Source organism: Pectobacterium colocasium, assembly GCF_020181655.1.
GTDB lineage: Bacteria > Pseudomonadota > Gammaproteobacteria > Enterobacterales > Enterobacteriaceae > Pectobacterium > Pectobacterium colocasium.
The window spans coordinates 621,051-636,272 of the sequence record NZ_CP084032.1 but is presented as its reverse complement, the minus strand read 5'-3'; the positions used below and the strand labels follow the sequence as shown (position 1 = coordinate 636,272).

Annotated in this window: 15 protein-coding genes and 1 tRNA gene; 11 read left to right on the top strand and 5 right to left on the bottom strand. The window is 52.3% G+C overall.

Annotated features, from left to right (window positions below; genetic code table 11):
- Positions 1 to 251: 251 nt before the first annotated feature.
- The 3 genes from groL to LCF41_RS02885 all read right to left on the bottom strand — a co-directional run bounded on the left by groL (position 252) and on the right by LCF41_RS02885 (position 2,933).
- Positions 252 to 1,898, bottom strand: coding sequence for a chaperonin GroEL (gene groL, locus LCF41_RS02895; RefSeq protein ID WP_096616408.1), 1,647 nt, complete (start codon positions 1,896 to 1,898; stop codon positions 252 to 254).
- 45 nt (positions 1,899 to 1,943) lie between these two features.
- Complete coding sequence (locus LCF41_RS02890; protein ID WP_005971295.1) at positions 1,944 to 2,237, bottom strand: co-chaperone GroES; 294 nt, start codon at positions 2,235 to 2,237, stop codon at positions 1,944 to 1,946.
- A gap of 231 nt (positions 2,238 to 2,468) precedes the next feature.
- Positions 2,469 to 2,933: an FxsA family protein gene (locus LCF41_RS02885; RefSeq protein WP_225086810.1), complete on the bottom strand. Its 465-nt coding sequence runs from the start codon at positions 2,931 to 2,933 to the stop codon at positions 2,469 to 2,471.
- A 461-nt stretch (positions 2,934 to 3,394) separates the two neighbouring features.
- Here LCF41_RS02885 and aspA point away from each other — a divergent pair, with 461 nt between their 5' ends.
- The 7 genes from aspA to LCF41_RS02850 all read left to right on the top strand — a co-directional run bounded on the left by aspA (position 3,395) and on the right by LCF41_RS02850 (position 10,828).
- Positions 3,395 to 4,834, top strand: coding sequence for an aspartate ammonia-lyase (gene aspA, locus LCF41_RS02880; RefSeq protein WP_225086809.1), 1,440 nt, complete (start codon positions 3,395 to 3,397; stop codon positions 4,832 to 4,834).
- Between the two features lie 121 nt (positions 4,835 to 4,955).
- Positions 4,956 to 6,257: an anaerobic C4-dicarboxylate transporter gene (locus LCF41_RS02875; protein WP_225086808.1), complete on the top strand. Its 1,302-nt coding sequence runs from the start codon at positions 4,956 to 4,958 to the stop codon at positions 6,255 to 6,257.
- A gap of 149 nt (positions 6,258 to 6,406) precedes the next feature.
- Positions 6,407 to 6,739 carry a divalent cation tolerance protein CutA gene (gene cutA, locus LCF41_RS02870; protein ID WP_225086807.1) on the top strand — a complete coding sequence of 111 codons (333 nt, stop codon included), beginning with the start codon at positions 6,407 to 6,409 and terminating at the stop codon, positions 6,737 to 6,739.
- Positions 6,715 to 8,466: a protein-disulfide reductase DsbD gene (locus tag LCF41_RS02865; RefSeq protein ID WP_225086806.1), complete on the top strand. Its 1,752-nt coding sequence runs from the start codon at positions 6,715 to 6,717 to the stop codon at positions 8,464 to 8,466. Before cutA ends, LCF41_RS02865 begins: the two co-directional genes overlap by 25 nt.
- A gap of 163 nt (positions 8,467 to 8,629) precedes the next feature.
- Positions 8,630 to 9,205, top strand: a complete 576-nt coding sequence (locus LCF41_RS02860; protein WP_225086805.1) for a transcriptional regulator — start codon at positions 8,630 to 8,632, stop codon at positions 9,203 to 9,205.
- Positions 9,206 to 9,331: 126 nt separating this feature from the next.
- Positions 9,332 to 9,407 (top strand) — tRNA-Phe (locus LCF41_RS02855).
- Between the two features lie 161 nt (positions 9,408 to 9,568).
- Positions 9,569 to 10,828 carry a tyrosine-type recombinase/integrase gene (locus LCF41_RS02850; RefSeq protein ID WP_225086804.1) on the top strand — a complete coding sequence of 420 codons (1,260 nt, stop codon included), beginning with the start codon at positions 9,569 to 9,571 and terminating at the stop codon, positions 10,826 to 10,828.
- Between the two features lie 140 nt (positions 10,829 to 10,968).
- On the opposite strand, the gene LCF41_RS02845 is transcribed toward LCF41_RS02850, so the two are convergent.
- The gene (locus LCF41_RS02845) at positions 10,969 to 11,139 is read right to left on the bottom strand and encodes a hypothetical protein (RefSeq protein WP_162847981.1); all 171 of its coding nucleotides are present in this window, start codon (positions 11,137 to 11,139) and stop codon (positions 10,969 to 10,971) included.
- Positions 11,140 to 11,279: 140 nt separating this feature from the next.
- Here LCF41_RS02845 and LCF41_RS02840 point away from each other — a divergent pair, with 140 nt between their 5' ends.
- The 4 genes from LCF41_RS02840 to ccdB all read left to right on the top strand — a co-directional run bounded on the left by LCF41_RS02840 (position 11,280) and on the right by ccdB (position 13,836).
- Entirely contained in the window at positions 11,280 to 11,621 is a 342-nt protein-coding gene (locus LCF41_RS02840) for a hypothetical protein (RefSeq protein ID WP_225086803.1), read from the top strand.
- Between the two features lie 886 nt (positions 11,622 to 12,507).
- The gene (gene mobC, locus LCF41_RS02835) at positions 12,508 to 13,251 is read left to right on the top strand and encodes a MobC family replication-relaxation protein (RefSeq protein ID WP_225086802.1); all 744 of its coding nucleotides are present in this window, start codon (positions 12,508 to 12,510) and stop codon (positions 13,249 to 13,251) included.
- Positions 13,252 to 13,309: 58 nt separating this feature from the next.
- On the top strand, positions 13,310 to 13,528 hold the full coding sequence (gene ccdA / locus LCF41_RS02830) for a type II toxin-antitoxin system antitoxin CcdA (RefSeq protein ID WP_225086801.1): 219 nt from the start codon (positions 13,310 to 13,312) through the stop codon (positions 13,526 to 13,528).
- A 2-nt stretch (positions 13,529 to 13,530) separates the two neighbouring features.
- The gene (gene ccdB, locus LCF41_RS02825) at positions 13,531 to 13,836 is read left to right on the top strand and encodes a type II toxin-antitoxin system toxin CcdB (protein ID WP_225086800.1); all 306 of its coding nucleotides are present in this window, start codon (positions 13,531 to 13,533) and stop codon (positions 13,834 to 13,836) included.
- A gap of 125 nt (positions 13,837 to 13,961) precedes the next feature.
- Here the strand turns inward: ccdB and LCF41_RS02820 are convergent, their stop codons facing one another.
- On the bottom strand, positions 13,962 to 15,221 hold the full coding sequence (locus LCF41_RS02820; RefSeq protein WP_225086799.1) for a GIY-YIG nuclease family protein: 1,260 nt from the start codon (positions 15,219 to 15,221) through the stop codon (positions 13,962 to 13,964).
- Position 15,222 lies beyond the last annotated feature (1 nt).

The following is a 15,222-nucleotide window of genomic DNA, read 5'->3' as shown; positions in this document are numbered from 1 at the left end:
ATGTCGCAGGATATGCGGCAACCAGCGTGATGCACCTTTACTCATTTATCAGGTAATCCGGCAGGAAATCGGCAAACGCAAAAGCGCTCACCTCAGTAATTCATTGAATTGATTAAACAGAAATGAGGCCCATAAAAAAAGCACCACCCAGTATCGCGACCGGATAGTGCTCTTTAAAGGACAGAAAGACGTGTTTCTGTAACCTGACTCCCTGTCACCGGAAAATCACGTCCGGTGACAATGGCGTCACATTACATCATGCCGCCCATACCACCCATGCCGCCCATACCGCCAGCAGCACCTAAGTCAGGCGCATCGCTTTTCGGCAGGTCGGTTACCATACATTCAGTGGTGATCATCAGACCCGCAACGGAAGCTGCGTATTGCAGCGCAGAACGGGTGACTTTGGTCGGATCCAGGATACCGAAGTCGATCATGTTGCCGTATTCTTCCGTTGCCGCGTTGTAACCGTAGTTACCTTCGCCCGCTTTAACGGTGTTAGCAACCACAGATGGCTCTTCACCAGCGTTGGAAACGATCTGACGCAGTGGTGCTTCCATCGCGCGCAGCGCAACTTTGATACCCACGTTCTGGTCTTCGTTCTGAGCAGACAGAGAAGCCAGTTTCGCTGCAACGCGAACCAGCGCCACGCCACCACCAGCAACCACGCCTTCTTCTACCGCAGCGCGAGTCGCAGCCAGCGCATCTTCAACGCGAGCTTTCTTCTCTTTCATTTCAACTTCAGTTGCTGCGCCAACTTTGATCACGGCTACGCCGCCAGCCAGTTTAGCCACACGCTCTTGCAGTTTTTCGCGGTCGTAATCAGACGTTGCTTCTTCAACCTGCTGACGGATCTGAGCAACACGGCCCTGGATCGCAGCTTCTTCACCCGTACCATCGATGATGGTGGTGGTGTCTTTGTTGATCACAACGCGTTTTGCCTGACCCAGATCTTCCAGCGTCGCTTTTTCCAGCTCCAGACCGATCTCTTCAGAGATAACGGTACCGCCAGTCAGCGTCGCGATATCTTGCAGCATCGCTTTACGACGGTCGCCGAAGCCCGGTGCTTTCACCGCAGCCACTTTCACGATGCCGCGCATGGTGTTAACCACCAGCGTTGCCAGTGCTTCGCCTTCAACATCTTCAGCAACGATAACCAGCGGTTTACCGGCTTTCGCTACCGCTTCCAGAACTGGCAGCATTTCGCGGATGTTGGAGATTTTTTTGTCAGCCAGCAGGATGAACGGGCTTTCCAGCTCTACCGCACCTGTTTCTGGTTTGTTGATGAAGTACGGGGACAGGTAGCCACGGTCGAACTGCATACCTTCAACCACGTCCAGCTCATCTTGCAGACCGGTACCTTCTTCAACGGTGATAACACCTTCTTTACCGACTTTGTCCATCGCTTCGGCAATCATTTTGCCTACGGTTTCGTCGGAGTTAGCAGAGATGGTACCAACCTGAGCAATCGCTTTAGAGTCAGAGCACGGTACAGACAGTGCTTTCAGCTCTTCAACAGCGGCGATAACGGCTTTATCGATACCGCGCTTCAGATCCATCGGGTTCATGCCCGCTGCAACAGCTTTCAGGCCTTCAGTGATGATAGCCTGCGCCAATACGGTTGCGGTCGTGGTGCCGTCGCCTGCTGCGTCATTCGCTTTAGAGGCCACTTCTTTCACCATCTGCGCGCCCATGTTCTCGAACTTGTCTTCCAGCTCGATTTCACGCGCAACAGATACGCCGTCTTTAGTAATGGTCGGTGCACCGAAGGATTTATCCAAAACTACGTTACGGCCTTTCGGGCCCAGGGTAACCTTCACTGCATCAGCCAGTACATTTACGCCGCGCAGCATTTTTACGCGAGCGTCATTACCGAATTTTACGTCTTTAGCTGCCATGGTGTATTTCCCTTAAATTCTTTCAGTTCAGATGATTACGCGCAATTACGCTTCAACAATTGCCAGAATGTCGCTTTCAGACATGATCAACACTTCTTCGTTATCGATCTTCTCTGCCTTCACGCCATAGCCATCATTGAAAATAACGATGTCGCCAACTTTCACATCCAGCGGCTTCACTTCGCCATTTTCCAGGATACGTCCGTGACCTACGGCCAGAACTTCACCGCGGGTAGATTTACCAGCAGCGGAACCAGTCAGTACGATACCGCCAGCAGATTTTGACTCGACTTCTTTGCGCTTGACGATCACGCGGTCATGCAATGGACGAATATTCATTGATAGCTCTCCTTTGAGAAAGTCCATATCGGTTTAGGATAAACGCCGACGATGTTTTGCTTATGCTTTTCATCATTGGCCTTGTGGTGTTCTAAGTGGGGACGTTTCACCGCCCTTCAAGGGAGAAAATTCATTTTTTTTGCGTTAGGCGGCCACTTGTCGCAGACAGCAGATAAAAAATAAGGATTATCAATATGATAATCCTTATCTGTTTTTCAGTTCATCGTGACATTAACGGTCGTCACGATGTTCAATATTTGCGCTCCCGCCATCCTTGCGCTGGTATTCACCCTCAAAGGTGTTACCACCAGAAGACGACGACGCGTCGGAGCCAGAACGCCAGATATGTAGGTGAGGCATCAGTTTGAGCGTCAGGCTTTTTTGCACGGGTGGTAGTAGAAGCAACAGCCCCAGAAAGTCAGTCAGAAAACCCGGAATCAGGAGCAAGAAGCCTGCCAGAACCAGTGACACGCTTTTTACCATTTCAGCCGCCGGGCTTTCACCGGCTGCCATTTTCTGCTGCATCTGCACCAGTGTTTTCATCCCCTGATTGCGCACCAGCGAGACGCCCACACAAGACGTGAAGACCACCAGCAGCAGAGTCATGGCAACACCCAGCACTTCCGCCACCTGAATAAACAGCGATATCTCGATGTAAGCCAAAAGAAAAATAAGTAATAACGGTAACCAGCGCACCCGGTTCTCCTGTGTGTTTTTACGCGTACTGTGTTAATCAGAACGAGTGTGAATAAGAACGTGTTAAGCCGTCGCGATTGAAAAGTCAGTACGCTCTCCCCCCATGAACCTTACTACTCATGGATAAGTAAAGGCGCACACCTACTCTGCGATCCGGCACATCGTGATGATGTAAATGGGGACGACCTTGCGCATCTTCAAGCCACCGCCACACGAATATTGTTCTAAAATAGTGACGCGTGACTACAGTCACAGTTCATTTACCGTAGCGGTAGAGAACGCCAGTATAGTGATCTAAACACCTGTTTTTCGCTGTCGTAACGACATATCCTCACGGCAATGGATAACTGGTTGGTCAAACATCCCGAGGCTATTGCCGAGGCAAGACGGTTTATCCGAGCGACACACCAGCCCACAACGTCTAGTCACCTCACTAGTCGCACAGCAGAATAGGAATTTTCATGTCAGAAAACATCCGTATTGAAGAAGACCTGTTAGGCACCCGAGAAGTTCCCGCAGACGCGTATTATGGCGTTCATACGCTGCGCGCCGTCGAAAATTTCTATATCAGCAACAATAAAATCAGCGACATTCCCGAGTTCGTACGCGGCATGGTCATGGTGAAGAAAGCCGCAGCATTGGCTAACAGAGAGCTGCAAACCATCCCGAAAAAAATTGCCGACGTTATCATCCGTGCCTGTGATGAAGTGCTGAATAACGGCAAATGCATGGATCAGTTTCCGGTAGATGTCTATCAAGGGGGCGCTGGCACGTCGGTCAATATGAATACCAACGAAGTATTAGCCAATATTGGTCTGGAGCTGATGGGCCACCAGAAAGGCGAGTACCAGTATCTGAACCCCAACGATCATCTGAACAAATGCCAATCCACCAATGATGCCTACCCCACAGGCTTTCGCATCGCGGTCTACGCCTCCGTACTGAAACTGACGGAGGCGATAGCGAAGTTGAGCGATGGCTTCGAGCGTAAAGCCAAAGAGTTTGAAGACGTCCTGAAGATGGGGCGTACCCAGTTGCAGGACGCGGTGCCGATGACGCTCGGGCAGGAATTTCATGCGTTTAACGTGCTGTTGCAGGAAGAAATCAAAAACCTGCTGCGCACGTCGGAATTGCTGCTTGAAGTCAATCTGGGCGCGACCGCGATCGGTACGCGCCTGAATACGCCAGACGGCTACCAGCAACTGGCGGTGCGGCGCCTGGCGGAAGTCAGCGGCCTGTCGTGCGTGCCAGCAGAAGATTTGATCGAAGCGACGTCAGATTGCGGTGCCTATGTGATGGTGCATAGCTCGCTGAAGCGTCTGGCCGTGAAGCTGTCGAAGATCTGTAATGACCTGCGTTTGCTCTCTTCCGGCCCCCGCGCTGGCATGAATGAAATCAACCTGCCAGAGCTACAGGCGGGTTCCTCCATCATGCCCGCCAAGGTTAACCCGGTCGTGCCGGAAGTCGTCAATCAGGTGTGCTTCAAGGTCATCGGTAACGATACCTGCGTCACCATGGCCTCGGAAGCGGGACAATTACAGTTAAACGTGATGGAGCCGGTCATCGGTCAGGCGATGTTTGAATCGACCCACATTCTGACCAACGCCTGCTACAACCTGCTGGAGAAATGCGTCAACGGCATCACCGCCAATAAGAGCGTGTGCGAAGCCTATGTCTTCAATTCCATTGGCATTGTGACGTACCTGAACCCGTTCATCGGCCACCATAACGGCGATATCGTCGGCAGAATCTGCGCGGAAACGGGGAAAAGCGTGCGCGAAGTCGTACTGGAACGCGGCCTGCTGACCGAAGCCGAGCTGGATGACATTTTCTCCATCCAGAACCTGATGCATCCGGCGTACAAAGCCAAACGCTACACCGACGAAAACGAGCTTCCCTAACACCAACATCTAATTCCAACAGGCACGTCCGTTCACGAAGAACCGCGTGCCTTTATTTTTTGCCGTCTACGGCCATAAGAATAAGTTATGAAATTTTTATTATTAATTAAGGAGCATAGTCATGCTTGGTCTTGAGTTGTTTATCGTTCTGCTCGCCATCTACCTGGGGGCACGACTGGGAGGCATCGGCATTGGTTTCGCCGGTGGCCTGGGAGTGCTTGTTCTTACGCTAGGGTTTCAGATAAAACCCGGCGTCATCCCTTTTGATGTCATTGAAATTATCATGGCCGTTATCGCCGCCATTGCCGCTATGCAGGTGGCGGGCGGAATGGATTATCTGGTCAGTCTGGCGGAGAAATTGCTGCGTAAGCACCCGAAATACGTCACCTTTCTCGCGCCACTGGTCACCTACTTCATGACGATTCTGGCTGGAACCGGACACACCGCGTTTTCCACCCTGCCCGTTATCGCCGAAGTCGCCAAAGAGCAGGGGATTCGTCCTTCTCGTCCGCTTTCGATTGCCGTCGTTGCCTCACAAATCGCCATTACCGCGTCGCCGATCTCTGCGGCAGTGGTGTTTGTCGCCGGTATTCTTGAGCCACACGGGGTTAGCTATCTGCTGCTGTTAGGTATCTGCATCCCTACCACGCTGGCAGCTATCCTGTTGACGGCAATTGTGACCAATTTCTTGGGTAAAGAGCTGAAAGACGATCCGATTTATCAGGAACGTCTGAAAAAAGGTGAAACCACGCTGCGCGGGAATAGCCAGCATGAGATCAAACCGGGTGCCAAGTTGTCCGTGATGCTGTTTCTGATCGGTATCGTCGCTGTCGTGCTGTATGCCACCGCAATCAGCGGCACCGTCGGGCTGATTCAGAACCCGGTTCTGCCGCGTAATGAAGCTATTGTGGTCTTTATGCTGACTATCGCCACGCTGATTTGCATCACCTGCAAAATCGACACCGCGCGCATCCTCTCCGCCAGCACGTTTAAGTCTGGCATGAGCGCCTGTATCTGCGTGATGGGCGTAGCCTGGCTGGGCGATACCTTTGTTAAAGCGCACATTTCCGATATTCAGGACACCGCAGGCGCGCTGCTGCAAAGCTACCCGTGGATGCTGGCCGTTGTGCTGTTCTTCGCCGCCACGCTGCTTTATTCTCAGGCGGCAACCGCGAAAGCACTGATGCCTGCGGCGCTACTGCTGGGCGTTTCTCCGGTCACGGCGGTGGCGTCTTTTGCTGCCGTTTCCGCCCTGTTCGTTCTGCCGACCTATCCGACTCTGCTGGCGGCGGTGGAGATGGATGACACCGGCTCAACGCGCATCGGCAAGTTTGTGTTTAACCACTCCTTCCTGATTCCCGGCGTGCTGGCAATTACGCTGTCGGTGATATTTGGCTTTATCCTCGGTAGCATCCTGATCTAACGATTGCCTTTTAGACAGTCCCTTGCGGATCGGCTTAACTCGTCGATCCGCCTCATTCCTCCCGCGCAGTTCATTCCCTTCAAACAATAAAGCAAGGTATAGTGTGGCTCTGGTTGTCTGGAATTTGTTCATCTGACACGGAGGATGTGATGTCTGACTGCCCGCTTTGCGCTGCCGTCGTCATATTATGTACCGCACCTGACGACGCCTGCGCGCAACGGCTTGCCCATTCGCTGCTGGAAGCGCGGCTTGCTGCCTGCGTCACCCTACTGCCCGGCGCACGTTCGCTCTATTACTGGGAAGGCAAGCTCGAACAGCAATCAGAAGTACAAATGCTGATAAAAAGCGATACCTCACATCAGCAAGCCCTGCTGACTCACCTGAAACAACAACACCCTTACGATACGCCGGAGCTATTAGTTCTGCCGGTATCCGGGGGCGATAGCGATTATCTGACATGGCTCAACGCCTCTTTACGCTGATTTTCCTGTTATGGACGGCTTTCGGCACACCCAGTGTAGCCGCCTCTTCTTTTGGTCAGAAACTGTTTGGCAACAGCACGACCTCACGCTTTCTGCCGGTCGACGGGGCGTTCGCCTTTGAGTTTCAGCAGCAGGACAACCAGCTCAACCTGGGCTGGGATATTCATCCCGATTACTATCTGTATCGCGCACAAATCAAGATCGAAGGAAACGGTGCCACGCTTGGCAAGGTGGAACTGCCGCAGGGCGAAAGCCATAGCGACGAGTTCTTCGGTCAGGTCTTTATTCTGCGGGATCGGCTGGCGTTAGCGGTTCCCATTGAACGGGCCGAGAGCGGTGCGACTGTCAAAGTGACCTATCAAGGCTGCGCCGATGCGGGTTTCTGCTATCCGCCGGAAACGCGCGTCGTTCCTCTCAGTCAAGTGCAGGCTAACGCAGACACCCGTGCACCGCTCACTACGCTATCAGACAAGGCAACACCATCAAACCAAAGCACACCGCCGCAGAGCACGCCCATGCCGTTCTCGCCGTGGTGGGCGCTGTTGATTGGCATCGGCGTCGCCTTCACTCCCTGCGTTCTGCCAATGTACCCGCTGATTGCCAGCCTGGTGCTGGGTAGAAAAGAACAACTGACGCCGCGCCGCACGCTGCTGCTGTCGATGACCTATGTTCAGGGGATGGCGCTGACCTACACGCTGCTCGGGCTGGTTGTCGCCGCCGCCGGATTACGCTTTCAGGCTGCACTTCAGCATCCTTATATTCTGATTGGTCTGTCAGTCATGTTTGCTGCGCTGGCGTTGTCCATGTTTGGCCTGTATACACTCCAGCTCCCGTCCTCGGTACAAACCCGACTGACAGAGTGGAGCAACCGTCAGCAGGGCGGCTCCGTCACGGGCGTATTCTTCATGGGCGCACTGGCAGGACTGATTTGTTCCCCCTGCACCACCGCCCCGCTCAGTGCCATCCTGCTTTACATCGCCCAGAGCGGCAACATGCTGGCAGGCGGCGGCACGCTTTATCTCTACGCGCTGGGCATGGGCTTACCGCTCATTCTGGTCACGTTGTTTGGCAACAAACTGCTGCCACGCAGCGGCCCGTGGATGCAGTACGTTAAAGAAGCGTTTGGCTTTATTATTCTGGCGTTGCCCGTTTTCCTGCTGGAACGCATTCTGGGAGAAACCTGGGGAACCCGCCTGTGGAGCGCGCTCGGTATCGCCTTCTTTGGCTGGGCGCTCATGCTGACGCTGCGCAGCAGTAAAGGCTGGATGCGCGGCGTGCAGCTACTGCTGCTGGCAGGCGTAGTGATCAGCGCCAAACCGCTGCAAGACTGGGTATTCCCTCCAACGGGCGTGGCGCAAACTCATACCTCCGCACTGAACTTCGCCCCTGTCGCCAATATCGCCGATCTCAACAGTGCGCTGGCAAAGAGCACTCAGCCTGTTATGCTCGATCTTTACGCGGACTGGTGCGTAGCCTGCAAAGAGTTCGAGAAATACACGTTCAGCGACCCGACAGTGCAAAACCATCTGTCGCGCATCACGCTGCTACAGGCGGACGTCACCGCTAACCGCGCAGAACAAAATGCGCTGCTGAAAAAGCTACAGGTTTTAGGGCTGCCGACCATCGTATTTTTTGACGCTCAGGGGAAAGAGATCCCCGGTTCGCGCGTCACCGGTTTTATGAATGCTGAACAATTTCAGGCACATTTGCAGAAATTCAGCCCATAAACGACGATATATACCCTAAATAATTCGAGTTTCAGGCAGGCGGCAAGGGAAGGCATCCCGATGAGCTTACATCGGTAAGTGATTCGAGTGACTGAGCGAAGCCAACGCACATGCAACTTGAAGTATGACGGGTATACCTATATGTGCTTCTGGAGGAGACCTAATGCAACGGGAAGACGTACTTGAACATGCGCTTACGCTACTGGAGCAGCACGGTTTTGCCATGACGACACTGGATATGCTGGCGGAGAGGCTGGGGGTTCCGGTAGAGGAGCTGACGCCCTTCTGGCCGGATCGGGAGGCGCTGCTGTACGACGGCCTGCGTCACCATAGCCAGCAAGTCGATACCTGGCGGCGTCAGTTGCTACTAGACGACGAGAAAACCATCGAACAGAAACTGCTGGCACGCTATCAGGTGCTGCATGAGTCGGTAAACAAACAGCGCTATCCGGGCTGCTTGTTTATTGCGGCGTGCAGCTTTTTCCCTGATATCACCCATCCTATCCACCAAATTGCGGAACAGCAGAAGCTGGCGTCTTACCAATACACACGTGATTTGCTGGAAGAGCTGGAAACCGACGATCCCGAAATGGTGGCACAGCAGATGGAATTGATTCTGGAAGGCTGCCTGAGCAACCTGCTGGTCAAGCATCAGGCCGCCAGTATCGCCACCGCCCAGCGGCTGGCAGAAGATGTCTTACGCTTTGCGCTGTGCCGCAAAAACGGTGCACTCACCTGATTTCAGGCACAAAATGCGGTAAAGCCCGCATTTTGGCTGAAAAGTCGGCAGTCAGCAGGGTTTTGCGCGCTTTCGTTGATAAACCCGTTGACGCCACGCGGCCAATACGGTTTAATGCGCCCCGTTGCCCGGATAGCTCAGTCGGTAGAGCAGAGGATTGAAAATCCTCGTGTCCTTGGTTCGATTCCGAGTCCGGGCACCACCTTTCCTTTTTTATGCTTCCTTATCAATCCCTATATTGTTGCGATTCAATAAGTTGGCGTGAAAATCTTTTCCGATGCGTTTTGATTTATCCCTTCGTATCGGGGAATTTGTGGGTCAGATTGCGGGTCATTCAGTTCGATGAACGGGAGTGACCCTCATATGTTAACTGACAGCAAAGTCCGATCCGCGAAACCTCTCGCAAAATCTTATAAGCTCACCGATTCGCAAGGCCTGTACCTCACAGTATCCACCAGCGGCGCTAAGCTATGGTATTTCCGCTATCGCTTCGGCGGTAAAGAAAACCGTCTGGCTTTTGGCCCCTACCCTCAAACTACACTGGCGGAAGCCCGTGAAAAACGCGATGCGGCGCGTAAGCTGCTGGCGTCCGGCATCAGCCCTTCTCAGCTTCGCAAAACGAACAACCCCGCCGTTGATGAATCCCGCACCTTTCAGTATGTCGCTCAGACGTGGCACACCAGTAGCCTGAAACTCTGGTCGGACGCCCACGCCGATAAAATCCTCATCTGCCTGAAACGCTACGTTTTCCCCACCATTGGCGCGATGGATATCGCGCAGGTTGAAACCCGCCATCTGGCGCAGTTGGTTAAGGCGATTGACGACAAAGGCGTGCATGACGTCGCCGGACGAGTACGCCAGCATCTGACAAAAATCATGCGCCACGCCGTCCAGCAGGGCGTCATCAAATACAATCCGGCTTACGATTTGGATGGCGTCGTGACCCCGGTCGTGACCCAACATCACCCCGCCCTGCCGCTGAAACGCCTGCCGGAACTGCTGGAGAAGATAGAGAACTACAAAGGCCGGACGTTGACCCGTCTGGCGCTGGAGCTGAATCTGCATGTGTTTCTGCGCTCCAGTGAGCTGCGTTTTGCCCGCTGGGATGAATTCAACCTCAAAGCGCATATCTGGAGCGTGCCCGCCCAGCGCGAAGCGGTAGACGGCGTGCGGTTCTCAGAGCGTGGCGCAAAAATGAAGGATGAACATCTGGTGCCGCTGTCACGACAGGCGGTCGCCCTGCTGAAACAGATTCAGGCAATTTCCGGCGAATCTGTCTTCGTTTTTCCCGGCGCACATACCCTGAACAAGCCGATGAGTGAGAACACCATCAACAAGGCGCTACGCGTGATTGGCTACGACACCAAAACCGAAGTGTGCGGCCACGGCTTCAGGACTATGGCCTGTAGCGCCCTAAACGAGTCCGGACGCTGGTCAAAGGATGCCATTGAGCGGCAGATGAGCCACAAAGAGCGCAACGGCGTGCGGGCGGCCTACGTGCATAAAGCGGAGCATCTGGAAGCCAGAATCGAAATGATGCAATGGTGGTCGGATTATCTGGACGTCAACCGCGAGGGTTATGTCGCACCGTATATCTATGCGCGGAGTCATTCGGCTGGCTAACGCGCTGCGCTTGTTGGCTCCTGACGGGCTTTCTATGTGATAGAAAACCCGTCAGGAGCGTTGTCGTAAAACCATTCGGGCATTCTGCCAAATGTTTCTTATACGTTAGGATTTGCTATATCACTGGCTCAAACCACTGTTCAGCCTTTTGGTTCAATACCGCGCGTCTGGAGTTCCTTACGCAGAACACGCTTGATCCACGTAGCCAACGTCTTGTCGCCATCCTTATGGGCTTGTTCTTCTAATTGCGCACGAAACTCGTGGGACAGTCGAATTTGATACTGGTCTGTTTTTGTTTTTTCACTTGACATTGTAATTACAAATTCCATAGCATGGTATAGTTGTAATTACACCGCAATTACATGGTGTTTTGCAACAGTAAAGAGCGAAGCCCGGCAGTGCTAGGAACACTAACCGGGCTTCTGACCACAACATTATGAGGACTAATGCTATGGCTGACACCAATAGTAACACGGGCGCGTCTTATCAATCACTGCCGGATTATGAGAACCGTTACTCTGCCATGAGTGCCGCGCTGGCTCATCTGGACTTTTCAAATATGGACAATAACGAACTCTCGCAGGTGACAGAGTATTGCGCCGAAACACAGGCCGGACTTTGCCATTGCCTGAATTTCATTGGCGATGCGCTGATTACCTTTGCCGATAATGACGTGTGCGAATCGACGCCAGAAAGCCTGTGCCAGTTGGGACACGGACTAACCGCAATCAGTTTGCTCATCCCTGCCCTTACCACGATGCACAAACGCGCACACTCACTCACCGCCAGATAGCCATCTGAATATAGCCTGCCTGATTAAAGCTCTGCCGTTAGGTCAGAGCTTTTTGGCTTTTATGGCTCAATAACAATAACTCTTCCCATCCGATATTGAGTTGTTTGCAGGCAACACCATCCTTTCCCGATAGCCTTCCCTACTGGCTAATTCCAGCAGGGAGAAGACATGCCAGCACGTTTTATTTTCGCAGCACTCAACATGCCATTCAGCCACAACACAGGACGCGACGGGTTTAGGCGGGTGAAGGCCTGCGCCTCGCGGGCATTCACCCGTGGCGTGAGGCGAGTAAATGCGCTTTCGCAGAAAGGGCACATTTGCGTCGCCCGAACCCACCTGCGAGCGCTTCCCCCAAGGGAAACCGAGCAGGCCGGGGGGAGCCGAATAAATTTTGCCGCCCCAGCGAGCAAAAAGACGCGCCCACGCGTCGGTTTATTTGGGGGGCTTCAGCCCCGCACACCGTCGTGGCTAAGTCTCCGGCCACAAGCCGGTAGCGAGGCGCGACTACCCACTTTGAAGGCGTTTTCCCATTTTTTCGCTGACCGGAACGGGCAAAAGAAAAAGTGGGCTAAAAACGGCGTCTCAAAGGGGGTAGTCGCGCGTAGCGTGCGACGGTGTGCCGCCGTTGACCTTGGGGGTTTTGGCGTGGCGTCCAGCCGCGACATTACCCCCATGCGACAGGCAATAAGGGCGTCCAGCCCGCATGAACTGGCGCACGCCGTTTTGTGCCGGGAAATGTATTTTCCGGCGCATGGCTGCGGAGCGGCCACCCCATTCGCCTCACGCTATTGGCGTATCGCATGGACGCATGCCATTCACAGAAATATGAGTCGATGTCATGAGGCGAGAAAGACGAAAAAAAGCCGCCAGAGACAAAGGAGGATCAATGCTGATTTCTGATTACCATAAACGCCGGGTGCGTAGTCACGAAAAAATGCGACTTCTGCTCACCTTTCTGAAAGAAGAAACCTACAGCGACTTTAAAGCCCTAATGCTGCTTTTTGATTATAAAAATCACAAGCCGCTGTATCTGTTGCTGGCAAAAGCCATCGACATGGGATTCATTCAAAAGCAGACGTTTTGCACAAGGATGGAGAAAATCTCACTGTGGGGGATCACCAACGACGGATTGGCCGCAGTCGTCACGCCAGATGATGACGGTTTTCCTGCACGCTTTGAGCCTGCAAAAATCACCGGCTGGACGCTGGAACATCACCTTGATAACCAGCTCGCCCGGCTTATTCTGGAGAAGCAAGGCGCTTACGGGTGGCTTCACGGCGACCGCACAACATTTCGCAACCGTTATCAAACCACACACCGCCCGGATGGAGTGATCACACTCCCGAACGAGACGGTCATCGCGATTGAAACCGAACGCCGCCTGAAAACCAAAGCCCGTTATCAAGCGATTATCACCAATCATTTACTGGCACGAACTCAAAAACTCTGGATGTATGTTTTCTACATCGTGCCAGATCCACAGAAAAAACTGGCTATCGAACTGCTATTAAATAGTGTCAAACACGCCATCGTGAACCATCAGCGCATCCCGCTGGAAGCGAAGCACCGCAATGTTTTTCAGGTTTATACGTTTGAAGAGCTTAAACAGTTAGTATTAAATTTTGACTAATTGCTGAACAACCACACGGAGTATATACTCAAAGTATGCACAAGAGAGGAGCACCATCATGAAACACCGTGTCAGCGTTACCGTGGACAAAGACAATTATCAGGTCCTGAGTGCCGCCGGAGTCAATATTTCCGGGCTAGTGAATGACGCCATTGGCAAAGAAGCCCGCCGCATAAAAGCTGAGGAGTGGAAGAAGGAAAACCGCGAAGGGATGGAGGAAGTCGCCCGATTCATTACACAGAATGGCTCCTTTGCAGATGAAAACAGGAATTGGTGATCATGCAATTCATTGTTTATGAATACAAACGAGCCAGTCACTACAAAATGTTTGTCGATGTGCAGAGTGATATTGTCGAGACACCCAAGCGGCGTATGGTCATCCCGCTTATCGAAGCACATCATCTGTCTGAGAAAGTGAATAAAACCTTGTTCCCTCTGATTCGTATCGATGGGGAAGATTATCGGCTGATGACCACAGAGCTATCGAACGTTCCCGTTGAGGTCATTGGTGAAGTGATTGCGGATCTTGGCGACTGCGCCGATGAGATCAAGGATGCGATTAATCTTATGTTTTGGGGGATTTGAGAGGGGTTCATTGTGCTTGCATCAAGTCTTATGCATAGCGTCTCTTAAGCTGAGTACAATCAGTATGTCGGAAGAGCTCTAAAAGTGAATGCCTCAGCTTATTAGTATACTTACAGGCCATAGCCTTATAACCCAGGGTGTTTCGCAACAATTTTCCCAGTCGTATTATCCAGTCGGTACTGCGAAATAGTTCCGTCCACAATGTGCTGGATAACGGCCTGAACTGTAGCCAATGGGACATTAAACCACTCTCTGGGAGTATAGATCTGACCGTTATGGCTCTTGAGCGTAATGTTGAGCCGACGGGCAGCGAGGAAACCATGTACCAATGCCTCTAATTTTTGGGCATTGAGGTTAAAACACTGGCTGGTAGCCACAATCCTGACAGGTGCTTCAAGGAAAGTACGGTCTTTCTCGGCATGCTCAATGCGCTGCTCCACCGTTGTTTCAGTAAAACCAATTTTGTAAAGACTTTGTTTATAAGGAATAAGCGCTGGGTCTGTACTTGTGGTCGCGAGCACATAAACCAAGCCGGTCGGCACCGCAGTATCTGATGGTTGCAACGTCTTGCCATTGAGTTGCACCTTGCGCCCTTCTTTATCCCTCACCAAACCGTGAGTTAAGGATTGATAGAGCATGTTCATTTCGGTGCCATTCTCAAATATCAGTCGCAATCGGGCGTTGTAAGTACGGTACTGACCCAGACGTTCACCAGCACTATGGACATATCCCAGTAACCCATTAAGAATAAAAAAATCGCCTTCAACAATTTTCAATTTATGTGTAAAACGCTCAAGACTAAAAACCCCATTTTTTAAGCCCTTATGCAGGCTATAAAACAAGGGTTCGAAACGCTGGAAGTCTTGACACGGCTGGCGCTGAGCAATGTCATCTGGCTGCTCTTTTTTATCAGCAGAAACATACTGTAAGCTGAAGATATCAGGTTCTGCGAAATTTAATAAACCGTCCTCATCGTCGGCAAAAATATCCTCTAAAGAAGTCACCAGTTCTGATTTGTTGGTATAGGATAATGGTGTTGGTTCAACGGCTAGTGGGGTTCTACTATTTTCAATATGATTTGAAGCCAGAAGCCCCCGGCAATCCATCGTTTGCAATGAAGCACATATGTTGGGATTTTCTTTAATGATGCGCAATCGTCTTGCCAGGCGTTTTTCATCAAGAGAAGCGGCGCTGTTTTCAGTTGGCAGACGGCCATGCCGATCGTAAAACGCGGCAATTTCAGCAAACTGATTGCCAGCCAAATCGACAGGACTCGCCCTGTGCTTCAGAGGGGGAACATCCAATAAACAGAGATCATCTTCTTCACTGAGGATCTCATCTAATGTTGATTTGGCCGCTAATCGCGTTGTCGATAACCGGATCATT